This is a genomic window from Salinibacterium sp. ZJ70, from assembly GCF_011751865.2.
Lineage (GTDB): Bacteria > Actinomycetota > Actinomycetes > Actinomycetales > Microbacteriaceae > Homoserinibacter.
Genome location: NZ_CP061770.1, coordinates 2,450,580 through 2,474,133 on the forward strand (window position 1 = coordinate 2,450,580; position 23,554 = coordinate 2,474,133).

General features: G+C 69.5%; 18 protein-coding genes. 9 read left to right on the plus strand and 9 right to left on the minus strand.

Features of this window, described 5'->3' with window-relative positions:
• Nucleotides 1–80: 80 nt before the first annotated feature.
• Together HCR12_RS11590 and HCR12_RS11595 are read right to left on the minus strand one after the other, a co-directional pair.
• Nucleotides 81–4,712 carry an endo-1,4-beta-xylanase gene (locus tag HCR12_RS11590; RefSeq protein WP_166866576.1) on the minus strand — a complete coding sequence of 1,544 codons (4,632 nt, stop codon included), beginning with the start codon at nt 4,710–4,712 and terminating at the stop codon, nt 81–83.
• 133 nt (nt 4,713–4,845) lie between these two features.
• On the minus strand, nt 4,846–5,874 hold the full coding sequence (locus HCR12_RS11595; RefSeq protein WP_166866579.1) for a LacI family DNA-binding transcriptional regulator: 1,029 nt from the start codon (nt 5,872–5,874) through the stop codon (nt 4,846–4,848).
• Nucleotides 5,875–6,013: 139 nt separating this feature from the next.
• On the opposite strand from HCR12_RS11595, the gene xylA reads away from it, so the two are divergent.
• The 8 genes from xylA to mnhG all read left to right on the plus strand — a co-directional run bounded on the left by xylA (nt 6,014) and on the right by mnhG (nt 15,139).
• A complete protein-coding gene (gene xylA, locus HCR12_RS11600; RefSeq protein ID WP_166866581.1) occupies nt 6,014–7,207 on the plus strand; it encodes a xylose isomerase in 1,194 nt (397 codons plus the stop codon).
• Nucleotides 7,208–7,339: 132 nt separating this feature from the next.
• Nucleotides 7,340–8,767, plus strand: coding sequence for a xylulokinase (xylB, locus tag HCR12_RS11605; protein ID WP_166866584.1), 1,428 nt, complete (start codon nt 7,340–7,342; stop codon nt 8,765–8,767).
• A gap of 101 nt (nt 8,768–8,868) precedes the next feature.
• The gene (locus HCR12_RS11610; protein WP_166866586.1) at nt 8,869–11,808 is read left to right on the plus strand and encodes a Na+/H+ antiporter subunit A; all 2,940 of its coding nucleotides are present in this window, start codon (nt 8,869–8,871) and stop codon (nt 11,806–11,808) included.
• A complete protein-coding gene (locus HCR12_RS11615) occupies nt 11,805–12,377 on the plus strand; it encodes a Na(+)/H(+) antiporter subunit C (RefSeq protein WP_166866588.1) in 573 nt (190 codons plus the stop codon). Before HCR12_RS11610 ends, HCR12_RS11615 begins: the two co-directional genes overlap by 4 nt.
• Nucleotides 12,374–13,945: a Na+/H+ antiporter subunit D gene (locus tag HCR12_RS11620; protein ID WP_166866591.1), complete on the plus strand. Its 1,572-nt coding sequence runs from the start codon at nt 12,374–12,376 to the stop codon at nt 13,943–13,945. Before HCR12_RS11615 ends, HCR12_RS11620 begins: the two co-directional genes overlap by 4 nt.
• Nucleotides 13,942–14,505 carry a Na+/H+ antiporter subunit E gene (locus HCR12_RS11625; RefSeq protein ID WP_166866593.1) on the plus strand — a complete coding sequence of 188 codons (564 nt, stop codon included), beginning with the start codon at nt 13,942–13,944 and terminating at the stop codon, nt 14,503–14,505. The genes HCR12_RS11620 and HCR12_RS11625 overlap by 4 nt, the downstream gene beginning before the upstream one ends.
• Complete coding sequence (locus HCR12_RS11630; protein WP_166866595.1) at nt 14,502–14,771, plus strand: MrpF/PhaF family protein; 270 nt, start codon at nt 14,502–14,504, stop codon at nt 14,769–14,771. Before HCR12_RS11625 ends, HCR12_RS11630 begins: the two co-directional genes overlap by 4 nt.
• Nucleotides 14,768–15,139, plus strand: a complete 372-nt coding sequence (gene mnhG / locus HCR12_RS11635; RefSeq protein WP_166866597.1) for a monovalent cation/H(+) antiporter subunit G — start codon at nt 14,768–14,770, stop codon at nt 15,137–15,139. Before HCR12_RS11630 ends, mnhG begins: the two co-directional genes overlap by 4 nt.
• Nucleotides 15,140–15,209: 70 nt before the next feature.
• Here the strand turns inward: mnhG and hpaH are convergent, their stop codons facing one another.
• The 5 genes from hpaH to HCR12_RS11660 are packed head-to-tail and all read right to left on the minus strand — an operon-like array spanning nt 15,210 to nt 20,095.
• Nucleotides 15,210–16,013, minus strand: a complete 804-nt coding sequence (hpaH, locus tag HCR12_RS11640; protein ID WP_166866599.1) for a 2-oxo-hept-4-ene-1,7-dioate hydratase — start codon at nt 16,011–16,013, stop codon at nt 15,210–15,212.
• A gap of 2 nt (nt 16,014–16,015) precedes the next feature.
• Nucleotides 16,016–16,912 carry an alpha/beta fold hydrolase gene (locus tag HCR12_RS11645; RefSeq protein ID WP_166866601.1) on the minus strand — a complete coding sequence of 299 codons (897 nt, stop codon included), beginning with the start codon at nt 16,910–16,912 and terminating at the stop codon, nt 16,016–16,018.
• Nucleotides 16,913–16,953: 41 nt separating this feature from the next.
• A complete protein-coding gene (locus HCR12_RS11650) occupies nt 16,954–17,730 on the minus strand; it encodes an HpcH/HpaI aldolase family protein (protein WP_166866603.1) in 777 nt (258 codons plus the stop codon).
• A complete protein-coding gene (locus HCR12_RS11655) occupies nt 17,720–19,231 on the minus strand; it encodes a bifunctional 3-(3-hydroxy-phenyl)propionate/3-hydroxycinnamic acid hydroxylase (protein WP_166866607.1) in 1,512 nt (503 codons plus the stop codon). Before HCR12_RS11655 ends, HCR12_RS11650 begins: the two co-directional genes overlap by 11 nt.
• Before the next feature lie 18 nt (nt 19,232–19,249).
• Entirely contained in the window at nt 19,250–20,095 is an 846-nt protein-coding gene (locus HCR12_RS11660; RefSeq protein WP_166866609.1) for a 3-carboxyethylcatechol 2,3-dioxygenase, read from the minus strand.
• Nucleotides 20,096–20,317: 222 nt separating this feature from the next.
• Here HCR12_RS11660 and HCR12_RS11665 point away from each other — a divergent pair, with 222 nt between their 5' ends.
• On the plus strand, nt 20,318–20,968 hold the full coding sequence (locus tag HCR12_RS11665; RefSeq protein WP_166866612.1) for a GntR family transcriptional regulator: 651 nt from the start codon (nt 20,318–20,320) through the stop codon (nt 20,966–20,968).
• Here the strand turns inward: HCR12_RS11665 and HCR12_RS11670 are convergent.
• Together HCR12_RS11670 and HCR12_RS11675 are read right to left on the minus strand one after the other, a co-directional pair.
• Nucleotides 20,961–22,361 carry an MmgE/PrpD family protein gene (locus HCR12_RS11670; RefSeq protein ID WP_166866614.1) on the minus strand — a complete coding sequence of 467 codons (1,401 nt, stop codon included), beginning with the start codon at nt 22,359–22,361 and terminating at the stop codon, nt 20,961–20,963. The genes HCR12_RS11665 and HCR12_RS11670 overlap by 8 nt on opposite strands.
• 72 nt (nt 22,362–22,433) lie before the next feature.
• Nucleotides 22,434–23,483 (minus strand): ABC transporter substrate-binding protein, encoded by a 1,050-nt coding sequence (locus HCR12_RS11675; RefSeq protein WP_166866616.1) that lies wholly within the window; start codon nt 23,481–23,483, stop codon nt 22,434–22,436.
• Nucleotides 23,484–23,554: the final 71 nt, after the last annotated feature.

Here is a 23,554-nt window from a genome sequence, read left to right on the forward strand (position 1 = left end):
TCCGTGCGCGCAGGTGAGGGGTCGCAGATCACCATTCCGACGGCGTGTCGGTGGTGATCTGCGACCCCTCACCGCTCAGGTCAGACGCGGGTCCGAGCCCGTGCGCGCGCCCGCGCCCCGATGACCACGGCTCCCGTGGCGAGCAGCACGAGGGCGAGGATCAGCGCGCCCGAGATGTCCGCACCCGTTCCGGCGAGAGCCGAGAGGACCGTGAGCTGAGCGCTGGCAAGGAAGACACCCTCGACCTCTGCCGCGAGGCGATAGCTGCCGGTCTGGGTGTCGGCGGGGATCCGCACGGTTCCCGTCGCGGTGCCGTCGGCGCCGATCGTGATCGTCGCGAGCACGGCAGGCAGGACCGGCGCCGCGAGCGCTCCGCGCGCCGTCGCCGCGATGCCCGCGATGCCGCCGCCTCCGCCGAGCGCGTTCGCGGGTCGGTCGAGCACGAGCTGCACGGTCGCTCCGGGGTCGAAGCCCGAGAGCGCGACGTCGAGGGTGTCACCCGCGCGCACGGTTCCCGCTTCGAGCACGATCGTCGGGCGGTCCGGCTGCTCGCCTCCGCCGTCGCCCGGTCCGTCGACGGGACCGACGAGCTGTCCGACGCCCCAGCGAGCCGTCGACTGATAGCCGGCGCCCGAGGGGTCTGCCCAGTTGCTGATGCCGATGCGCTGGCCGCCTTGGGCGTCGTTCACCTGGAAGTCGAGGCCCTGGAAGCTGCCGAGCGTCGCCGGGTCGCCGATCTGAACGGCGACCTCGACGATGTAACCGCCGTCGATGGTCGATGTGGCTGACTCGATGCGCGCCCGCTGCCAGGCCTCGTCACCTGTTCCGAACGACACGACGTTCGCCGCCGAGATGCGGATCTGGCTGTCGTCGTAGCGGTACGAGCCGTACTTCGCGTTGCCGGGGTCGACGTACAGCTCGATCGAGTCCTGGATCCACGGATCGGATCCCGAGACGTCCACGATCGGGTCGGCGACGACCGCGAGAACGTACAGCCGCCCGTCGCGCCACAGCGTACGGACGGTCGCCTCGGCTCCGTCGCCCTCGACCTTCTTCGACGTCGCGACCGCATTCGCGTCGTCCCACGCCGCGTCGATCTCGCCGTCGACCACGGGCGCCGTCGCGGCCTGCACGACCTCGGTGAACGACACCGACTCGAGCAGCGTGAGCGTGCCGAGCACCCCGGTGGCATTCCAGCCTGCGGCGGAGAGCCCGTCGCGCACCCGGACATCGAACTCGAGCGTGCCTCCCTGCGCCGCCCCGGTGAGCGGCAGCTCGACGACCATCCGGTAACCGGTCGTCGTCTCCGCGACGACCCCCGTCGCCGTACCCGCTCCGTCGCGCCCGAGCGTCACCGTCGTATCTCCGAGCTGGAACTCCACCGCATCCGAGCCCGGCGTGGTGTCCTCCACCTCCACGAGGACGGTCAGCCGGTCGCTGTGCCAGCGCGCTTGGAAGGCGGCCGCGTCCGAGATCGGGATGAGAGGCAGCCGCTGCCATTCGGGTGCGTTCGCGGCTCCCGCGGCGGCTGGAATGTCGGCCGCGAAGACGTTCGCCGTGCGCAGGGGCGCCGGGAGCTCGTCGTCGACGATGCCGTAGTAGGCGGGCTTCGCCTGGAGCGCGTCGTCGAAGACGAGCGGGGCGCCATTGCTCGACCGCCAGCTGCGGCTGTCGTTGAGGCCCCACACCGTGACCGAGTAGAGGTCGGCGGCGTGTGCGCGGAAGATGCGGAACGCGTCGCGGTAGTAGTAACCCTGGTCGACGAGCTTCGCCTGCGTGACAGGTGTTCCCGTCGTGACATCGAGCTCGGTGACGGCCTGCGTCAGCCCGAGTCCCTGGAACCGCTGGATCGCGGACTCGAGCGCCGACACGGGCATCGCGAGGCTCACATGGAACTGGTGCCCCACGCCATCGAGCGGCACCCCGCGCGACAGCAGTCGCTGCACGAGCGCGAGGTAGCGATCCTGCTTGCCCGACTGCTCGGTGTTGTAGTCGTTGATGAAGAGCGTCACCGGCCGGTCCGCGCCGGACGCGGCGAACTCGCCGTTGAAGACCTCTTCCGCGTAGTGGAACGAGAGGTCGATGAACTCCTCGCCGAGGATCCGGTACCACTCGCTGCGGCGCAGACCGTCGGCGTTCTCGCCGGAGTCGGCGACGACCTCGTTGACGACATCCCACGCGACGAGCGGGTTGTCGCCCCCGAACTCGCCCCAGCCGTCGGCGAGGTACTGGCCGATCTCGCGGATGTGCGTGCGCAGCCGGTCGCGCAGGACCTGCTTGTCGGCTTCGCTCGTCGTGAGCGGGTTGCCAGCCGAGTCCTGGAAGAAGAACGCGGGTGTCTGGCTGTGCCAGGTGAGCACGTGCCCGTATACCCGCAGCTCGTTGTCGCGCGCGAAGTCCATGAGCGCCGCCACCTCGGAGCTCGGGGCGAACGCGCCGCTCGCGTCATACCAGGCCTCGGGCTTCATGTGGTTCTCGGCGGTGATCTGGTCGAAGTGGCGCAGCGTGAGCTGCTGGGGTGCGCCGAACGTCTCGCGCGAGTCGATCGCGACGCCGATCGGGAAGGGAACCGCGTCCTTGATGGGGGTGAGGTCCTGGATGACGGCCGGCTCGGGCGTGCGGACGACGATGTCGTCCACGACGAACGTCGACGTGTTGGCGCCGTTGTAGTCGGTCTCGAGGTAGAGGTACGCGGATTCCGCGGCCGCCATCGTGAACGTCGCGCGCACCTGCACCCACTCGCTGTTCGACATACCGGTGAACTGGCCGAGCGTCGAGAACGTCGGCGAGCCGCCGGTGGTGCGCTGCATCGAGAGCCACACGTCGCCGGGAGTCTCACCGGCGGCGAAGCGCACCCAGGCGGTGAACTCGTATGTGACGCCCTCGTCGAGGAGCCCCGTGACGTCGTGCCCGATCCCGGATCCCTGCGAGAAGCGCTGCGTCACCGCGGCGGCCTGAATGCCGCCGTGCACGGGCTCGCCCACAAGCTCGACGGCGACCGGGTCGCCCTCCTCCGCCTGGCGCGGCCCCCATCCGTCGAGTCCGTCTTCGAAGTCGGTGGAGAGCACGGTTCTGCCGGGCGGAGGAGGTGTTCCGACCGGGAACGTGAAGGTCCAGCCGTCGGCGAGGAGCTCGGCGACGACGGTCTTCGTCGCCGCGATCGAGCCGGAGCGATCCACGCCGCCGCCGTCGTGCACGAGCACGAGCTCGCCGGGCGTGATCGCGTTGCGGAGGTTCTCGGTCAGCTCCTCGACATCCTGAGTGGCCCAGTCGCCGATCGTGTTGGTGACGGCGAGCGGCTGCATGCCGAGCGAGACGGCGACGGCGGGCGTCTGACCCCAGCTGCCGTTCGGGGCGCGGAAGAAGGGCACCTGCGCGTTGGGGTCGCCGAGCGCCGCGCGGATGATGCGCAGATTCTCGATCAGGTCGGCGCGCACATCGTCGGCGCTCATCGCGCCCATGTCGTCATACCCCGTTGTGTGGTTGCACAGCACGTGACCGTCGGCGACGATGCGAGTCAGCAGCTCGGCGCCGCCGGGCGCCTGGATGTTCTGCCCGATGACGCAGAACACCGCCCGGATGTCTCTCTCGCCGAGGTAGTCGAGCAGCTCGGTCGTGGCCGCGCCGTTCGGCCCGTCGTCGAACGTGAGCGCGACGACGTTCCCGGAGCCGTTCGCCGCCGAGACAGGCGTGGTGGTGGGGTTGATGGCCCCGCCCGGCACGATGCTCGGATCGGTTCCGGGGTCGGTGCTGTCGGAATCCGTGGTGATGCGGATGTCGTCGACGAGGTAGCCGTATTCGTCGAGTCCCTCGATCGCGGCGGTGCCGATGAACACCTGCAGCTGGCCGTCGGCGGTCGGTGTGTAGGTGCCCGTCACTGTCGTCCAGCCGTCGGCGGAGACGTCTTCGGTGTTGCCCACCCAGTCCCAGAAGGTGGCTTCATCGGAGACGACGAAGCGCGCAGAGGTCGTCTGCGCACCTGCCGAGGCGTCGAGACGGATGCGCATCGAGAGGGTGTACGCGGTGCCCGCCGCGAGCGTGGGGCGCAGCTCGATGCCGTGCCAGTCCGCGGTGCGCGCCACCACGGCGAGCGCGTTGTCGTCGACGACGGCAGCGGTTGCGGAGCTGTTCGCGGCCCATCCGCCCAGCGTGCCGTCCTCGAAGTCCGCAGCGGTGAGCTCGGTGCCGCCGGAGGAGACGCGGATGTCGTCCAGGAGGTAGCCGTAGGGCGCGCCGTCCGCCGCGTCGGCCGATCCGATGAAGACGGTCGCGAGGCCGGTCGCCGTGGCGGTGTAGGTGCCCTCGACGGTGGTCCAGTCGTCGGCATTCACGGCGGCGTCGCCCACCCAGTGGTACTCGCTGCCCGCATTCACGACAAAGCGCATCCCGGTGGTCGCGGGCGCGTCGGAGGCGAGGCGCGCGAGCATCGAGAAGTCGTACGTGACGCCTTCCTCGAGGGCGAGCGGCAGTGCGACGCCCTGCCAGTCCGCGGCGCGGTTCTGCACCTGCAGCACCTTGCCGAGGCTCACCACCTCGGCGCCGCTCGGGCGGTTCGGCGACCAATCGCCGAGCGTGCCGTCCTGGAAGCCGGTCGAGGTGATGACGGTGGGTGCTGCGGCCGCCGAGACGCCGAGCGCGAGCACGGATCCGGCGGCGAGTGCGATGACGGCTGTCGTCGCGGTGAGCCTGTCGATGGGGGGCAGTCTCTTCACGGTGCGCTCCTTTGCGCGTGGGGGGAAGTGCGCCCAAGGTAGGCATCCCCTGCTCGCGCGAACAAGGCTTATGTTGCGGTTCGCAACTTAACGTTACCGAATCGTGACCGAAAAAATCTCGAAAATATCGGCCTCAGGCCGCATCCGGCGCGAGGCGCGCGGTGCTCTCCCGCACGACGAGACTCGTCGCCAGGTCCATCCGCGGCACCGACTCGAGCGGCGCCTGCCCCATCTGCACCACGAGGCGCGCGGCCTCCTCGGCCATCCGGCGCAGCGGCTGTCGGATCGTGGTGAGGCGCGGACTCACCCACATCGAGATCGGGATGTCGTCGTACCCCACGAGCGAGAGGTCCTGCGGCACCTGCATGCCGAGCTCGCGAACCGCCTCCAGCACCCCGAGAGCCTGCAGATCGCTGCCCGCGAAGATCGCGGTCGGGCGGTCATCCGCATCGAGGAGTGCACGCCCGTGCTCGTATCCGCCCGAGGTGTGGAAGTCGCCGAAGCGCACCCACTCGGGGCGGATCGCGAGCCCCGCAGCACCCATCGCCGAGCGGTAGCCGTCGATGCGCGCATGCGAGCACATCATGTCGTCGGGGCCGGTGATCGCGGCGATGCGCGTATGCCCGAGCTCGATGAGGTGGCGCGTGGCCATGAGCCCGCCCGACCAGTTCGCCGATCCGACCGAGGGCACCTCCGGCGACGGGTCACCGGCGGGGTCGACGATCACGAACGGGATGGACCGGGCGCGGAGCGTGTCGCGATACTCGCTCGGCAGATCCGAGAACACGAGCACGACGCCCGCAGGTCGCCTGCGGAGCACGCTCTCGATCCACTCGGCTCCTGGGGAATGCCGGCTTCCGCTCTCGGTGAGCACGACGCTCATGCCGTGCTCGGCCGCGACCTTCTCGACACCCTTGATGATCTCCATCGACCAGGCGGACTCGAGCTCGTGGAACACCAGTTCGAGAAGTCCCGTGGAGGACTGCGGCCCCTTGCGGCGGGAGTATCCGTGCTTCGCCAGAAGGGCTTCGACGCGCGCGCGGGTGGCGGCCGAGACGTCGGGGCGACCGTTGACGACCTTCGAGATGGTCGCAAGTGAGACGCCCGCTTCCTCGGCGACGCGAGCGAGCGTGACGCGCTCACCGGATGCCACGTTGGTCATCGTCTTCCCTTCGACCGCGCCAGTCTATGTCGACTTTCGCGAAACTATCGCCCGTGACTTTCGGACTGTTGCGAACCAGCATCCCTGGTATATGTTTGCTTTCGCAACATTTCTCGATGAGGAGCTACAGGAGCCCGCCATGACCGCGCCCACCCCCACCCGTGACGACAAGTTCAGCTTCGGCCTCTGGACGATCGGCTACAACGGCGCCGACCCGTTCGGCGGCCCCACCCGCAAGCCCCTCGACGTCGTGCACGCCGTCGAGAAGCTCGCCGAGATCGGGGCCTACGGGCTCACCTTCCACGACGACGACCTCTTCGCCTTCGGCTCCACCGACGCCGAGCGCCAGAAGCAGATCGACCGCCTCAAGGGCGCCCTCGACGCGACCGGCATCATCATCCCGATGGCGACCACCAACCTCTTCTCGGCCCCCGTCTTCAAGGACGGCGGCGTGACCAGCAACGACCGCGCCGTGCGTCGCTACGCGCTGCGCAAGGTCATCCGCCAGCTCGACCTCGCGGTCGAGCTGGGCGCCAAGACGCTCGTGTTCTGGGGTGGCCGCGAAGGCGCCGAGTACGACTCGGCCAAGGACGTCCGCGCAGCGCTCGCGCGCTACAAGGAGGCGATGGACCTCCTCGGCCAGTACGTGATCGACAAGGGCTACGACATCCGCTTCGCGATCGAGCCGAAGCCCAACGAGCCCCGAGGCGACATCCTCCTGCCGACCGTCGGCCACGCGCTCGCCTTCATCAACGAGCTCGAGCACCCCGAGCTCGTCGGCCTCAACCCCGAGGTCGGTCACGAGCAGATGGCGGGCCTCAACTTCGCCGCCGGCATCGCCCAGGCGCTCTACCACGGCAAGCTCTTCCACATCGACCTCAACGGCCAGCGCGGCATCAAGTACGACCAGGATCTCGTCTTCGGTCACGGCGACCTGCACAACGCGTTCGCGCTCGTCGACCTGCTCGAGAACGGCGGCCCGAACGGCGGCCCCTCCTACGACGGCCCTCGCCACTTCGACTACAAGCCGAGCCGCACCGAAGACGAGACGGGCGTGTGGGACTCGGCGAAGGCCAACATCCGCACCTACCTGCTTCTCAAGGAGCGCGCGCAGGCGTTCCGCGCCGACCCCGAGGTGCAGGAGGCGCTCGAAGCCGCTCGCGTGCCGGAGCTCTCCGTGCCGACGCTCGCCGACGGCGAGACGATCGAGACGCTCGTCGCCGACCGCAGCGCGTGGGAGGACTTCGACGCCAACGCGTACTTCGACGGCAAGGGCTTCGGCTTCGTCCGGCTTCAGCAGCTCGCGACTGAGCACCTGCTCGGCGCCCGCTGACCCGAGGAGGCGGCCTGTCCCCCGGGGTGCCGCCTCCCTCCCACCCCTGCCCTCCCCGAGGTGTCACTTTGTGCCGCCTCGGGGGTGCGGGAGGCGGCACAAACTGACACCTCACGGAAGGCTGTACCCCGCATGACCCTCGTCGCCGGCGTCGACTCCTCGACCCAGAGCTGCAAGGTGGTCGTCCGCGACGCCGAGACCGGCGCCGTCGTGCGCACGGGGCGCGCGAGCCACCCCGACGGCACCGAGGTGCCGCCCGCCGCATGGTGGGATGCCCTGCGCGCCGCGATCGCGGATGCGGGCGGCCTCGACGACGTCGCCGCGATCTCGGTGGGCGGACAGCAGCACGGCATGGTCGTGCTCGATGCCGAGGGCCGCGTCATCCGCGACGCCCTGCTGTGGAACGACACGCGCTCGGCGGCAGCCGCGCGCGACCTCATCGCCGAGTTCGGTGCCGACGAGCTCGCCCGCCGCACCGGCAGCGTGCCCGTCGCCTCGTTCACCGCCACCAAGCTCCGGTGGCTGCGCGACGCCGAACCCGACTCCGCGGCGCGCGTGGCCGCGGTGGCGCTCCCCCACGACTGGCTCAGCTGGCGTCTGCGCGGCTACGGCCCCGCCGACGAGAGCCCTCTCGGCCCGGATCTCGGCGCGCTCGCGACCGACCGTTCGGACGCCTCCGGCACGAGCTACTGGAATCCCGCGACCGGCGACTACGACCGCGACATCCTCATCAGCGCCCTCGGCCATGACGCGCAGCTTCCGCGCATCGTGGCTCCCGGGGAGGCGATGGGCGAGACGGTCGCTCAGGAGGGCATCCCCGCGGGGGTCCTCGTGGGTCCCGGCGCGGGCGACAACGCGGCGGCGGCGCTCGGCCTGGGCGCACAGGCGGGCGACGTCGTCGTCTCCATCGGCACGAGCGGAACGGTGTTCGCCGTCACCGAGAACCCCGTGGCGGACGTCACGGGCACCGTCGCGGGGTTCGCGGACGCCTCCGGCGTCTACCTGCCGCTCGTCGCGACCCTCAACGCGGCTCGGGTGCTCGACCGGACCGCGGCGCTCCTCGGCGTGGATCACGCGGGGCTCGGCGAGCTCGCTCTCGCCGCGGCACCGGGAGCGGGTGGCCTGGTGCTGCAGCCGTACTTCGAAGGCGAGCGCACCCCCAACCTGCCGGACGCCACCGCGACGCTGTTCGGCATGACGCTCGCGTCGACCACCCGCGAGAACCTCGCCCGCGCCGCGATCGAGGGCATGCTGTGCGGCCTCGCCGACGGCCTCGACGCCGTGCGCGCGCTCGGCGTGACCGCATCCCGCATCCTGCTCGTGGGCGGAGCTGCGGCGAACCCCGCGGTCTCCCACATCGCAGCCGAGGTCTTCGACGCCCCCGTGGAGGTGCCGGAGCCAGGCGAGTATGTGGCAGCCGGTGCCGCCGTCCAGGCGGCGTGGGTGCTCACGGGAACCCGCCCGCGCTGGGAGGTGGCGACGCTCGCACGCCCCACAGCGTCGACGGCGAGCGTGATCCGGGAGCAGTACGCGGCCCGGTCGCAGCCGATTCCCGACTGATTTCGCAGCCAGCGCACGCGGGGCCCTCTCAGACCCCCGATAATGGAATGACCATCTGCCCGCCATAGCCGCTCGCGCGGCCGACGAGCACGAGATCGCGCATGCTGATTGTCCTCACCGCCTTTGCGCTCTTCCCGCCTGCCCTGGCGTGGCTGGCTCGACGAATCGGCGCGCGCGCCTTCACCGTGGGGGCCCTCGTCCCGCTGGCCGCGTTCGTCCACGCACTCACTTTCGCGCCCGCAGTGCTCGCGGGCGACGTCATCTTCGAGTCGTTCCGCTGGATCCCCTCGCTCGATATCGAGCTGTCGATGCGGATGGACATGCTCGGCTGGGTGATGACCCTCATCGTCACCGGCGTGGGCGCGCTCGTGATGCTCTACTGCCGCTGGTACTTCGACGGCAAGCGCGCCGGCCTCGGTCTCTTCAGCGCGGTGCTCCTCGCCTTCGCGGGGGCCATGTACGGGCTCGTGCTCACCGACGACATCGTCGTGCTCGTGATGTTCTGGGAGATCACGAGCATCCTGTCCTACCTCCTCATCGGCTACTACCACGCACGCGCCGCGAGTCGCCGCGCGGCCCTGCAGGCGCTGCTCGTGACGACGCTCGGCGGCCTCGTGATGCTCATCGGCGTGGTGCTGCTCGTGGTCGAGACGGGCACGACCTCGATGTCGACGATTCTCGCCGAGGCGCCGTCGGGCGGCATCGTGAGCGCCGCTCTCGTGTTGATCCTCGTGGGGGCGCTCAGCAAGTCGGCGATCTTCCCGTTCCACTTCTGGCTTCCGGGGGCCATGGCGGCGCCGACGCCCGTCTCGGCGTACCTGCACGCCGCCGCGATGGTGAAGGCCGGCATCTACCTGCTCGCGCGCTTCGCGCCCGACTTCGCGGATGCGGACCCGTGGCGTCCGATCGTCATCTCGCTCGGTGTGTTCACGATGCTGCTCGGCGGCGTGCAGTCGCTGCGTGAGACCGACCTCAAGCGCGTGCTCGCGTTCGGCACCGTGAGCCAGCTGGGCATGCTCACGGTGGTGCTCGGCTTCGGCACGCGCGACGCGGCTCTCGCGGGCCTCGCGCTGCTCGTGTCGCACGCGCTGTTCAAGTCGGCCCTGTTCCTCATCGTCGGCATCATCGACCGCCAGCTCTCGACTCGCGACATCACCGAGCTCAGCGGGCTCTGGCGGCAGGCGCCGACGCTCGCGGTCGTGAGCATCGTGGCTGTCGCGTCGATGATCGGCCTGCCGCCGACGCTCGGATTCGCGGCGAAGGAGGGCGCGCTCACCGCGTTCCTCTACGAGGCGACCCAGGGTTCCGTGTGGGGTTGGGTGGCGCTCGTCGGACTCGTGATCGGATCTGTGCTCACGACGGCCTACGGCATCCGCTTCGTGTGGGGCGCCTTCGCGACGAAGCGCGCCGCGACCGGGGAGAAGCTGCCGGCGACCGAGTGGCCCGACCCGCCCGTGTGGTTCATCGGCGCCCCTGGCGTGCTCGCCGTGCTCTCGCTCGCCGCGGGAGTCGTCACGCCGCTCGTCGACCGGGCCCTCCAGGTCTATGCGGCCTCTGCCCCCGAGGCGACCCCGGGCATCCCCGCACCCGAGCACGCGTACCATCTGGCGCTCTGGCACGGATTCGAGCCGGCGCTGTTCATCTCGATCGGCATCCTCGCGACGGGTGCCTTCGTGTTCTGGGCGAGCATCGCATCCGGCTGGTCGACGGCTCCGCGCATGCTGCGCTTCACCGCATCGGACGTCTACTTCGCGATCGTGCGCGGCATCGACCGCCTCTCGGTCGCGACGACGCGCATCACCCAGCGAGGCTCGCTGCCGGTGTACGTGGGCACGATCTTCATCGTGCTGATCGCCGCTGAAAGCACGGCTCTGCTCGCCTCCCCCGAGTGGCGGGCCGACTTCGATGCGTGGCACGACCCGGTGCAGCTCGTGGTCGCGCCTCTCATGATCGTCGCGGGTGTGCTCGCGGTGCGTGCGCGCAAGCGCTACACGAGCGTGGTGCTCGTGTCGGTGACGGGCCTCGGCATGGTGACGCTGTTCGCGTCGAGCGGCGCTCCGGATCTCGCGCTCACGCAGATCCTCGTCGAGACCGTCACGCTCGTGGCTTTCGCGCTCGTGCTGCGCCGCATCCCGTCTCGGATGGGCACGCACAACGACAGCGTGTGGCCGATCGCGCGCGCCGTGCTCGCCGTCGGTGTCGGTGTGACGATGGCGGTCGTCGTGCTCGTCGCGACGGGCGCCCGCGTCGCCGACCCGATCTCGCTCGAGTGGCCGCAGCTGGCGTACGAGATCGGACACGGCAAGAACGTCGTCAACGTGGCCCTCGTCGACCTGCGCGGCTGGGACACGATGGGCGAGCTCTCGGTGCTCATCCTCGCCGCGACGGGCGTCGCCTCCCTCGTGTTCGTCACCGATCGCGCCGACCTGCTGTCGCAGACCCGCGCCGTGCCGGCGACGAAGAGCCGCCGCACCGACCGTCGCCCGCTCGTCGAGACGACGCAGGGCATCTCGCTGCAGACCGCCGACAACCGCGGGGCGCCGCGTGCGTGGCTCATCTCCGGCATGCGGATGCGCCCCGAGAACCGCTCGCTCATGCTCGAGGTGATCGTGCGGGTGCTGTTCCACACGATCATCGTCCTGTCGCTGTACCTGCTCTTCGCGGGCCACAACCTGCCCGGCGGAGGGTTCGCCGGCGGGCTCGTCGCGGGCATGGCGCTCGTCATGCGCTACGTCGCGGGCGGCCGCCACGAGCTGGGCGCCGCCGCCCCCACCGACGCGGGCTCGCTGCTGGGCGCTGGCATGATGACCGCCGTCGGCGCGGCGATCGTGCCGCTGTTCTTCGGCGCTGACCCCCTCACGAGCACCTACTGGGAGTGGGATCTGCCCATCATCGGCGAGATCGAGTTCGTCACCTCGACCATCTTCGACATCGGGGTGTACCTCGTCGTCATCGGACTCGTACTCGATGTGCTGCGCAGCCTCGGCGCCGAAGTCGACCGACAGTCGACCGCGCGCAGCGATGCGGAGGTGTCCCGATGAACGTCTCCCTCGCGCTCGTCATCATCATGGGAGTGCTCTATGCGTGCGGCGTCTACGCGATGCTCGAACGCAGCCTCACACGCGTGCTCATCGGCTTCCTGCTGCTCGGGAATGCCACCAACCTGCTTCTGCTGATCGTCATGGGCGCCCCCGGCATCGCCCCGTTCGCGGGCGACGCCGAGGCGTCGGAGATGTCGGATCCGATGCCGATGGCGCTCACCCTCACGGCGATCGTCATCACCTTCGCCGTCTCGGCGTTCCTGCTCGCGCTCATCTACCGCTCGTGGCAGCTCGGCCAGGCCGACACCGTTCAGGACGACGAAGAGGATCTCGCTCTGCGCGAGCGTCGCTCCGAAGAGGACGAGATGGACGACGACGACGGCGAATACGACGAGGCGACCACCGACTTCGTCGGCGTCGATACCTCGCCGATCATCATCGTGCGCGGCGAACCCGTCCAGGTGCCACCTGAGATCGTCGCCGCGGCCAAGCCCGCCGAACCGGCCGAACCGGCCGATCCCGCAGACCCCGCAGATCCCGCTGACCCCGCAGAAGGAGGAGACCGATGAGCGCTCTCGTGCCGCTCATCGCGACTCTCCCGCTGCTCGGCGCGGGCGTCGCGCTGATCTTCGGTCGTTTCCGTCGCATCCAGGTCGCGATCTCGATCATCACCCTGTCGGTCGTGTTCGTGATCGCGACGGTGCTGCTCGTCACCGTCGACGGCGGAGCCCCCATCGCGGTCTCGGTGGGCGGATGGCAGGTGCCGTTCGGCATCGTGCTCTATGTGGACCGCCTCGCGGCGCTGCTCGTCATGGTGTCGAGCCTCGTGCTGCTCGCGGTGCTCCTGTTCGCGGTCGGCCAGGGTGCCGCTGACGGCGACCACGACACCCCCGTCTCGATCTTCCATCCGAGCTACCTGCTGCTCGCGACGGGCATCTTCACCGCGTTCATCGCGGGCGACCTCTTCAACCTCTACGTGGGCTTCGAGATCCTGCTCGTCGCCTCGTATGTGCTCATCACGCTCGGCAGCACCGAGCAGCGCATCCGCGCGGGTGTCATCTACATCGTCGTCTCCCTCGTGTCGTCGATCCTGTTCCTCTCGGCGATCGCCGCGATCTACGGCGCACTCGGCACCGTCAACATGGCGCAGATCGCCGAGCGGATGACACAGCTGCCCGTCGAGACCCAGCTCGTGCTGCACCTGCTGCTCGTGATCGCGTTCGGCATCAAGGCCGCGATGTTCCCGGTGTCGTTCTGGCTGCCGGACTCGTACCCGACCGCTCCGGCCCCCGTCACGGCCGTCTTCGCCGGCCTGCTCACGAAGGTCGGCGTGTATGCGCTCATCCGCACGGAGACCCAGCTCTTCGCCGAGAGCGACATCAACCTGCTGCTGATGGTGATCGCGCTCGCGACGATGATCGTGGGCATCCTGGGTGCTGTGGCGCAGGCGGAGCTGAAGCGCATCCTGTCGTTCACGCTCGTCTCGCACGTCGGCTACATGATCTTCGGGCTCGCGATCGGCACACCGGAGGCGATCGGCGCGACGATCTACTACACGGTGCACCACATCATCGTGCAGACGACGCTGTTCCTCGCCGTCGGCCTCATCGAGCGTCGCGCGGGCAGCACCTCGATCCTGCGCGTGCGCGGGCTCATGAAGGCGGCGCCCATCATGGCGGTGCTGTACTTCATCCCCGCCGTGAACCTCGGCGGCCTGCCGCCGTTCTCGGGGTTCATCGGCAAGTACGCGCTCTTCGATGCCGCGGCGACCGTCGGCACTCCCGTCATGCTCGTGCTCATCGTGGGTGGCGTCGTCACGTCGCTGCTCACCCTGTACGCCCTCATGCGCGCCTGGAACCTGTCGTTCTGGCGCGAGGACGACGAGTCGGCCGAGCCGACGGAGGCCGCCGAGGTCGAGGCGCGCATCTCCTACCTGAACAACGCGCCCGCCGTCGAAGAGCAGTCGGAGCGCCGCGTCATCCCACGCATCATGACTCTCGCGACGACGGGCATGGTGGGCGCGACCCTCCTGCTCACGGTTTTCGCGGGCCCGCTCTACGCCGTGTGCGAGCGCATCGGCGACGCGCTCCTGACCCCCGTGACCGTCACCCAGGTGGATGAGGAGACAGGATCGTGACCCCGCAGACCCACCGTTCGCGCCTGCGGAGCGCCTGGGCGCAACTGCCGTTCTTCGCGTGGCTCGTGGCCGTGTGGATGATGCTGTGGGGTCAGTTCTCGGTGCTCGCGGCCGTCTCCGGCATCGTGGTCGCCGTGTTCGTGACGCGCGTGTTCCGGCTGCCCCCCGTCGAGCTCTCGGGCCGCATCAACCTCTGGTACGCCTTCGTGTTCGCGGTGCTGTTCTTCGGCGCGGTCATCGCCGGTTCGCTGCAGGTCGCCTGGGTGGTGCTCAACCCGCGCCGCGAACCGGGGACCGCGGTGATCGCCGTGCCGCTGCGCACCGACGACGACCTCATCATGACCCACGTGGGCGTGACCGCATCCCTCATCCCCGGCTCCCTGGTGACGGAGATCGATCGCCGGGGCCGCGTCATGTACCTGCACGTGATCGGCGTGCACTCGCTCGCGGATGTCGAGGTGCAGCGCGAGAAGGTGCTCAACTGGGAGAAGCGGCTCGTGCGCGCCTTCGGTTCGCGCGAGCAGTACGCCGAACTCCGTCGAGAGGAGGCCGCATCGTGAACGTCCTGCTCATCGCGATCATCGCCGTGTTCGGGATCGCCGCGCTGCTCACGATCGTGCGCATCGTCGCGGGTCCATCGATCCTCGACCGCGCGGTGGCGTCGGATGTGCTGCTGACGCAGGTGGTGTGCGTGCTGGGTGCCGAGATGGCGATCAACCACCACACCCGCTCGCTGCCGATCCTGCTCATCATCGCGGCGGTCGGCGTCTTCGGCTCGATCGCGATCGCGCGGTTCGTGGCCGTGAAGGAGAACAGCGGATCATGACCCTCGACGCCGTGCTCGACCTCGTCTCGCTGCTGCTGCTCTTCGGCGGTGCGCTGCTGTGCCTCATCGCCGCGATCGGTCTGCTGCGTCTGAAGGACGTGCCCTCACGACTGCACGCTGCGACGAAGCCGCAGGTGCTCGGGCTCATCCTCATCGCGACGGCGATGGCCCTCTCCATCCGCGAGTGGCACGTGGTCGCGTTCCTCGTGGTGATCGTGCTCGTGCAGTTCGCGACCGCACCTCTTTCCGCGCACATGGTGGGTCGGCAGGCCTACCGCAACGGCACGCTCGACCGCGACACGCTCGTCGTCGACGAGCTCGCCGACGCCATCCGTGCGCGCGACGAGCGCGACCGCCCCACGCGCTGACGCGGTCCGCGGAACGGCAATCGGCGGCCGCCCCCTCCGGGACGACCGCCGACTGGTCAGTGATCGCGCATCATTCGAAGCGGCAGGACACCACCCCGAGCGGGCCGTAATCCGCGTGCACGACGTCGCCCGAGTTCACGAACACGGGACGGGTGAACGAACCCGACAGGATCGGCAGGCCGGCCTCGAGCGATTCCCCATAGGGGGTGAGGCTGTTGGCGAGCCACGCGACCGCGGAGGCAGGGTGCCCCATGACGGCGACGGAGACGCCCGACTCCTCGACCGTGCCGTTCTGGTAGAGCGCGGCCGCGACCCAGCGCAGGTCGACCTCGTCGACGCGCACGGGGCGCCCACCGAGCACCATTCCCGCGTTCGCGGCGTTGTCGCCGATCGCATCCACGATCTTGCGGGTGCCGCCCGTCACCGGGTCGCGCATCTCGAGGCGCGCGTCCAGGATCTCCAGGGCCGGCTGCACCCACGCCGTCGCGTCGAGCACGTCGAGCATCGTGACCCCGGGGCCGGTGAGCGGCTTGCCGAGGATGAACGCGAGCTCCACCTCGATGCGCGGCTGGATGTAGCGCTCCATCGGGATGATGGCGCCATCGGTCCACATCTGGTCGTCCATGAAGAACCCGCGGTCGGGCTCGTCGACGTGCTGCGCCTTCTGCATGGCCCGCGAGGTGAGTCCGATCTTGCGGCCCGCGAGGGTGCGCCCCTGGCCGAGCTTGATGTCGCGCCAGGCGCGCTGGATCGCGTACGCCTCATCGATCGTCATGTCGGGGTGCTGCACCGAGAGCTGCGTCATCGGCACGCGCACGTCCTCCGCTTCGTCGAGGCGACGGGCGAGGTCCTGGATCGCGGCATCGTCGAGCATGATCAGACCTCCGCGGCGAGGAAGGCGAGCGCCTCGCGGTTGAACATCTCGGGGTCCTCGAAGTTCGGCCAGTGGGCCACGTGCGCCATCTCCAGCAGCTGCGCCTTCGGCATGAGCTCCAGGATCTGCCGCGCGGTCGAGGTGTACTCGCCCCAGTCCTTGCCGGAGGCGATGACGAGCGCGGGAGCTTGGATGGACTTCCACTCGTCGATGCTCAGCAGGTTGCGGTTGCGCACCTCGGAGTCCTGCAGGATCAGCAGGTGCTCGATCGTGTCGCGGGTCTCGGGCAGACGGTAGATCGCCTGGCGCAGCGCGATGAGGTCGGGCAGGCGGTTGGCCTCGTCCGCGATGAGGTGCACGAACATCGCGCGGATCGACTCCCAGTCGGCCGTCTCGACGGCGGCGATGCGCTGGCGACGGATGCGCGACATCTTCTCGGCGCTCGCGAGGAGGCCCGCGGGCGACATGAGCACGATCTTGCCCGTGCGCTCGGGGTTCTTCACGGCGAAGCGCGCGGCGACCCATGCGCCGAGGGACATGCCGAAGATGTGCACGCGCTCGACGTCGAGCACCCGCAGCACGCCTTCGAGGTGTGCGACGTAGGTGTGGATCTCGTAGTCGTAGTCGGGCTTGTCGGTGTAGCCGTTGCCGACCATGTCGGGGACGATGCAGTAGTAGTCCGCGCTGAAGGCCTTGAGGCTGGGGGCGTACGCCTCCCAGTGGGCGCCGGTGCCGTGCAGCATGAGCAGCGCGGGCTTGGAGGGGTCGCCGGCCGTGACGACGCGCGTCGACACCCCATCCACATCGATCCACTGCTGCGTGAAGGCGACGTCACGCAGCGAGCTCCAGATGCTGCGGAACTCCTCCGTGGGCTCGAGGTCGGTCTCGGTCTCAGTCATGTCTTCGGTCCTCTCGGATTCAGTACGGCGATGTACCGCGTTCAGGTGTGGTCGGGGTCGGCGCGCAGCTCGGCGACGACGCTGCGCAGGGCGCTGGCGAGGAGGGCGCTGTCGGTCGCGGATCCGACGAACGCGTAGCCGCGCCGGGCGAGGCGGAGCGCCTGCTGCGGGTCGCGGGTGAGCCCGCCGAGCGGCTTTCCGGCGGCGAGCACGGCGCGCTCGACCTCCTCCACGACGGCCACGACGTCCGGGTGGCCCGGCTCGCCGAGGTGCCCCATCGTGGCGGCGAGGTCGGCCGTGCCGATGAACACCGCGTCGATGCCGTCGACGGCGAGGATCTCGTCGATGCGGTCGGCACCCTCGATCGATTCGATCTGCACGATGAGGCAGATCTGGTCGCGGGCGCTCGCGAGATACCCGGGTCGACGCCCCCAGTCGCCGGCGCGCGTCTGCGACGACACACCACGCGTTCCTTCGGGGGCGTAGCGCGTCGCCGCGACGATCGCGCGAGCCTGGTCCGCCGTCTCGACCATCGGGATGAGCAGGTTCTGCACGCCGATGTCGAGCAGCCGCACGATCTCGGCATGGCTGCCCTCCATGGGGCGCACGATGACGTCGGTGGGGTGCGCGGATGCCGCCCTCAGTGCGTCGAGCACGTCGCGGTGGGTGAGGGGGCTGTGCTCCGCGTCGATGAGCATCCAGTCGAAGCCGCTCGCTGCGGTGAGCTCGACGACGTCGGCGGATGCGCCGAGAACGGTCCACACCCCGAACTGCGTGCTGTCGCCGCCGAGCCGTGCGAGGAACCCGTTATCGCGCATGGCTCGTCTCGCGTTCGCCGGTGCCGAGCAGAGCGCCGATCTGGTCGACGGCAGACACGACGTCGTCCACCGCGGTGAAGATGCCGTAGTAGTAGCGGTCGGGGCGCACGATCGCAGCCGAGGCGCGCAGCCGGTCGAGCCAGAGGCGCGCATCTCCCGTCGCGACGACCCGCGCGATGCCTGCGCGGTCGATGCGGGCGATGAGCTCCTCGTCGAGCGACGCGGCGAACTCCTCGGTCATCGCGAGCGCGAAACGGTATCCGACGGTGTCGTCGAGGCGGGTGCCGTCGGCGAGCCGAGCCTGCGGCGCGAGCGTTCCCGCGAGCTCGTCGCTCTCGATGAACGCCCCCGTGCCGAGACGGGGCGGAGTTCCCGATCCCTCACGACCCACACGCTGGTTGAGCGCGGTGAGCTTGGACTTCTCGGGCGCGGTGAGCACCGAGCCGAGCGCCGTCGCCGTGCGGATGTAGAACCGCGCATGCTCGGCACGCTCGTTCTCGTAGCCCGCCAGGATGCTCGGGTCGGCGCCGTCGCGAATGACCGCCTGGAGGCGCCACGCGAGGGTGGAGACGTCGCGCACACCGGTGCAGAGGCCCTGGCCGAGGAACGGCGGGGTCTGGTGGGCGGCGTCGCCGGCGAGCAGCAGGCGGCCGCTCCACCATGTGCGAGAGACCAGCGAGCGGTGGGTGTAGACGGCGGCACGCAGCAGCTCGGCGTTGTCCGGCGTGATCCACCGCTCGACGCGCTTCCACAGAAGCTCGGGCTCGACCGCGCGGTCGAGATCCTCGTCGGGACGGGCGCGGAACTCGAACCGCCGGAGGTTGCGGACGACGTTGATGTAGATGATCGGCGCTTCGGCGTCGGCGAAGTGCACGTTGACGCCCGGGAGGTCTGCCGTGTCGTCGATCGCGAAATCGGCGACGATCCAGGGCTGGTTGAGGCCGAAGTCCTCGAGCTCAGCACCCATGGTGCGGCGCACGATCGAGCGTCCGCCGTCGCATCCGATGACGTAGCGGGCGCGCAGACGGCGCTCTTCTCCGGCGCGGATGTCGGTCGCGACGACGGTCGCCGCCTCGTCGTCCTGAAGCACGTCGATGACCTCGTGCTCGAGCAGGAGCGTCACGCCGCGGCGGGCCAGACCGTCGCGCAGCACACCCTCGAGGTCGGGCTGATGCACGTTGTAGCGGTCGGGCCAGGCCTGGGTTCCCTCTCCGGCGACACCGGGACGAGTGGTGACGACATTGCCGTCCACGTCGCGGTACTCGGTTCCGCGGAAGACCTTGAGCAGCGGCTCGAGCTCGTCGGTGAGGCCCACGGCCTGCACGACGCGCATGATCTCGCCGTCGATGCCGACGGCACGCGGGATGGGGAGGATGTCGGGTTCGCGGTCGATGGCGATGACCGCGAGGCCGGCCTCATCCAGCAGGTTGGCCATGAAGGCTCCCACCGGACCGAGGCCGACGATCGCGACATCGCAGTCGAACGTGTCGTGAGCTGCCACTGCGGATTCCTGGTTCGTTCAGTTGCTGCGCGCAGCGAACTCCGACATGGCGATGCCCATGCCGGTGATCCACTCGCGGACGGGCTCGTAGGCGACGCGGTCGAGCGGCTTGGCTCCCGCCGCGTACGCGGCAAGCCACGTGCGCACCTCGTTGACGCCGACGCCGGCGGGGTTGAGGTCCTCCTGGGTGAGCGCCTCGGCCCATGCGGTGTCCTCCTGGCCGAGCTGCGCAAGGAACCACTCGTCCCAGTCGGGCCGGATGGCGTCCTTGGCGGCTTCGCGGTGCTGGGCGCTGATGGCGCGGCGCTCCTCCTCGGAGAGCCCGTCGTCGACGAGCGCGAGGGTGGGCGGGTTGTGCGAGAGGCCACCGGATCCGATGAAGAGCACGCGCTCGTCACGTGTCGAGAGGATCTCGCCGATGGCGCGGCCGAGCTCGACCGCGCGTGCCGGGCGCCCGAGGGGCGGGGTCGCGCAGTTGATGAAGATCGGGATGATCGGCACGGAGTCGAGCGGGCCGATCACGTCGGCGACGGTCTGCCCGAATCCGTGGTCGAGGGCGACGCGGCGCGTGATGGCGATGTCGAAGTCGCGCGCGATGAGCTCGGCGGTGAGCTCTTTCGCGAGATCGAGCGGGACGTCGTATTCCCCGGTGGGCGAGCGCAGGTCGCCCAGGCCTTCGGCGGAGTAGACGACGGAGATCGACGGAAGGATCTCGGTGAACGATCGGCGGTGGTCGGATCCGAAGAAGATCACGAGGGTGGGCGCGAACTCGGCGACGGCCGCGCGAACCTGGTGCAGCCCTGCACGGAAGATGTCGCCGAACTGCTCGTCGTCGTCACGCGCGAACCCGGGGCTGTGCGACAAGCACAGCGTCTGGCTTACATACCCCATTGTTGTAACTCCGTCTCTCGTGAGCGGCTATATACCGGTGTATACCGTAGCATATCGCTGAACACAGGCCGGGGTTCGGCGGCCCGCGCGCTCGCGCCGAAGATCAGTTGGTGTCCCGTGGTATACCGCATCTAGACTCGGAGGTGCCACCACCTGCGCTCCCCCTCCGCTGCGGAGCCGAACAGAGGACCTCACATGCCCAGCGCGACCGCCGGCAAGACCACCCCGTACGAGAAGATCCGCGACGCGATCGTCAGCGGAGAACTCGAGCCCGGAGCACCACTGGTCGAATCGGCACTCGCCGCCTGGTGCGAAGTGAGCCGCACGCCCGTGCGCGAAGCGCTCCGCCGGCTCGAGCAGGACGGCCTCGTCGCCTGGGGCGAACGGGGCCTCATCGTGCGCGAGCACAGCGCCGAGGAGATCCTCGACATCTACGAGGTCCGCATGTCGCTCGAAGCACTCTCGGCGCGAACCGCCGCCGAACGACGCACCGACCACGACATCCGGCTGCTCCGCGCCACCCTCGCACAGGGTGACGCCATCACCGGCGACCCGACCGAACTGGTCCGGCACAGCCGCGTCTTCCACCAGCACATCCAGCGCGCCGCCCACAACGAGGCCCTGAGCGACCTTCTCGACCGGGTCAACCTCCACCTCTCCCGGTACTCCGGCAACCGCCCGACGCTCAGCTCGCCTGGCCGCGGACCCGTCGCGCACACCGAGCACGCCGCCCTCGTCGACGCCATCGAGCGCCGCGATGCCGACGCGGCGTACCAGATCGCCTACGACCACTTCGCGACCGCCCGCGACATCCGCGTGCAGATGTTCGCCGAAGACTTCAGCTGACGACATCCGCTGCACGCGCGTCGGGGAGCACATCCCGAAGCGAACCCTCGGACGGATGCCGCAGCGCATCCAGGGTGCGACGAGCAGCCTCGTCACCCCACGCGCGCACGGTGCACGCGAGGAACTTCTCATCGACCTCCGCCGCCGAGAGCGGTCGGGACCACGATCCGCGGGCATCGTCGACACGCGCGGACGCCACACGCCCATCCGCTGACCGCGCCGTCACCACCGCATAGCGTCCTTCCATTCCCGCGGACAGGTCGCCGCCGCTGGGATCCTCGGTGACCGAGATGATGCTCATCAGCTCGCGGACACGCGCATTGCCGACGGCGGCATCCGTGAAGTGCTCCGGCGTCGGCAGGCCGCGCACGAGACTCGTGGCGACGGCGTACGGGAGGCTGAACTTGCCCTCCAGCCCGGTCGTCGGGTCGTCGTAGAGCAACGCGACCTTCGCCCCCAGGGGCACGTCCACCTCGACCGCCGCGAACTCATCCACCGCACCGAGCTGCTCGCGCACCTCCAGGGCCGCGTCGACCGCGAAATGCGCGCCACGGCAGCAGGGATACATCTTCAGCCCCAGCTGATCGCTGCCGCGTTCCGCCGCCGTCAGCACAGCGGCCAGAGGATCAGCGTGCTCGAGCGGCCAGGAGCCGTCCCCGAAGATGTCGACACCGCCGAGCGGCGCCTCGAGCGCGTTCAGCACGGGCAATGCGCCCGCCTCGACCAGCTGCACCGCCTCGACACCTGCGCGCGCGGCGAGCCCCGCATGCAACGGCTTCAGATGGGTTCCGAAGTTGGCACGCGACCCCATCGACATCGAGACCGCGGCGCTCATCGCGCGGGCGATCGCCTGCTCATCGAGGCCCAGCATCGTGGCGACACCCGCCGCCGCGCCCACCGCACCCGTCGTCGACGTCGAGTGCCAGCCGGCGGTGTAGTGACGCGGGCCGTACGCCGTCGCCACCGCCGACATCACACCGAGTCCGGCGACGTACCCCTCGAGCATCCGCACCGCGCCGATGCCGCGTTCCTGCGCCACGGCGATCAGCGCCGGGAACAGCACGGTGCTGGGATGTCCGTGCACGACATAGTGGACGTCATCGAAATCCATCACGTGCGCCGACGTGCCGTTGAACAGCGCGGCGGCGGCGGCACGCACGCTCCGCCCCTCGCCCCAGAGCTGCGACGCCCCCTCCGCATCCGCTCCCGTGGCCGCCAGGAAAGCGCGAACGGGCACCATGTCGGCATCTCCGACACCCGCCACAGCGACACCCACCGTGTCCACCAGAGAATCGAGCACACGCGCCTGCTCCGTCGTGGAGCGCGCATCCCATCGAACGGATGCGCACCACGCGGCGAGCGCGCGAGTGATCGGAGGCCGCTGAGCCGCCATCGGGGTTCCTTCCGCAGATACGCCGAGAGGGTGCGCCGGACGAATCCGACGCACCCACCCGAACATGACGTGCTACTTCTTGAGCGCCTCGATGAAGCGCATGTCGATGAGACGGTCCGCCACAGAGGTGTCGGCGTCGTACGACAGCACCTCGGGGATCTGGCGGTACACGTTCTCGTACGCCTCGAAGTAGTCATCGGGGAACGACAGCTCGGTCGGGTAGACCGCCGACGGGATGTCGCGCACGACGTCGACGTCGGTCTCAAGGGCCGCGGCGATCAGCTCGATGTTCTCGGGCGTGTGCATGAAGTCACCCTGCATGTGGTTCTTGTAGATGTTCGCGAGGGCGCGCACGAAGGCCTCGCCGACCTCGGGCTTGTCGCTCAGCAGGTTCGGGCCGAAGAACACGTTCGTCGACGGCCAGCCCTTGGGCGCGCTGCGGGCGAACATGATGCCGGACTTCGCCTCGGCGATGGTGGCCGTGTTCGGGTGCGACGCGGTCGCGCCGAAGATGGCACCGTTCTCGAGCGCGATGACCGCGTCGGTCTGCTTCATCGAGGCGATCTCGACGTCGGCGAGCGTGAGGCCCGCCTCGGCGAGCGTCTCCGACAGCGTCAGAAGCGGGGGTCCGGCGACGCCCGAGGAGGAGGCGAGCGTCTTGCCCTTGAGCATGCTCACGTCGAACTCAGCGCCATCGAGAGCCTTGGTTCCGACGTACCAGCCGTTGACCGACTCGTCATCCTCGACGCCACCGGGGGCCACCATGCGCAGCTCGGTGCCCATGGCCACGGCGTTGAGCATGTTGGCGCTCGGTCCGGTCACCATCGCGTCGATGCGACCGGTCGACATGAGCACGAGCGCGTCGGGCGCCGGCGCGTACTCGATCTCGAGCTTGATGTTCTGCTTCGCGAACTCGCCCCAGTGCTCCTCCATGAGGTACGGCAGGTAGTACGCGATCTTGCCGGAGAGGCCGACCTTGACGGTCGTCATCTCGGCGAGTCCGCCCTCCTCGACCTCGACCTGCGGCGCAGCGGGCTCGGTGGTGGTCGCGCAACCGGTGGTTGCGAGAAGGGCTGCGAGAGCGACCCCGGGCAGCATCGCCCGACTCATGAAACGCTTCACGATTCTCCTTTGAATGTTGTGTGATTGCAGTGGTGAAACAATCGGCCGGGCCACACGGGTTGGCCCGGCCG

Bases quoted from the DNA above. Each gene is read 5' to 3' on its own strand.
- HCR12_RS11610 (WP_166866586.1), top strand. From the start codon at position 8,869: ATGCTGATTGTCCTCACCGCCTTTGCGCTCTTCCCGCCTGCCCTGGCG.
- HCR12_RS11650 (WP_166866603.1), bottom strand. From the start codon at position 17,730: ATGCGCGATAACGGGTTCCTCGCACGGCTCGGCGGCGACAGCACGCAG.
- HCR12_RS11615 (WP_166866588.1), top strand. From the start codon at position 11,805: ATGAACGTCTCCCTCGCGCTCGTCATCATCATGGGAGTGCTCTATGCG.
- xylB (WP_166866584.1), top strand. From the start codon at position 7,340: ATGACCCTCGTCGCCGGCGTCGACTCCTCGACCCAGAGCTGCAAGGTG.
- HCR12_RS11645 (WP_166866601.1), bottom strand. From the start codon at position 16,912: ATGACTGAGACCGAGACCGACCTCGAGCCCACGGAGGAGTTCCGCAGC.
- HCR12_RS11620 (WP_166866591.1), top strand. From the start codon at position 12,374: ATGAGCGCTCTCGTGCCGCTCATCGCGACTCTCCCGCTGCTCGGCGCG.
- HCR12_RS11665 (WP_166866612.1), top strand. From the start codon at position 20,318: ATGCCCAGCGCGACCGCCGGCAAGACCACCCCGTACGAGAAGATCCGC.
- HCR12_RS11595 (WP_166866579.1), bottom strand. From the start codon at position 5,874: ATGACCAACGTGGCATCCGGTGAGCGCGTCACGCTCGCTCGCGTCGCC.
- HCR12_RS11670 (WP_166866614.1), bottom strand. From the start codon at position 22,361: ATGGCGGCTCAGCGGCCTCCGATCACTCGCGCGCTCGCCGCGTGGTGC.
- xylA (WP_166866581.1), top strand. From the start codon at position 6,014: ATGACCGCGCCCACCCCCACCCGTGACGACAAGTTCAGCTTCGGCCTC.
- hpaH (WP_166866599.1), bottom strand. From the start codon at position 16,013: ATGCTCGACGATGCCGCGATCCAGGACCTCGCCCGTCGCCTCGACGAA.
- mnhG (WP_166866597.1), top strand. From the start codon at position 14,768: ATGACCCTCGACGCCGTGCTCGACCTCGTCTCGCTGCTGCTGCTCTTC.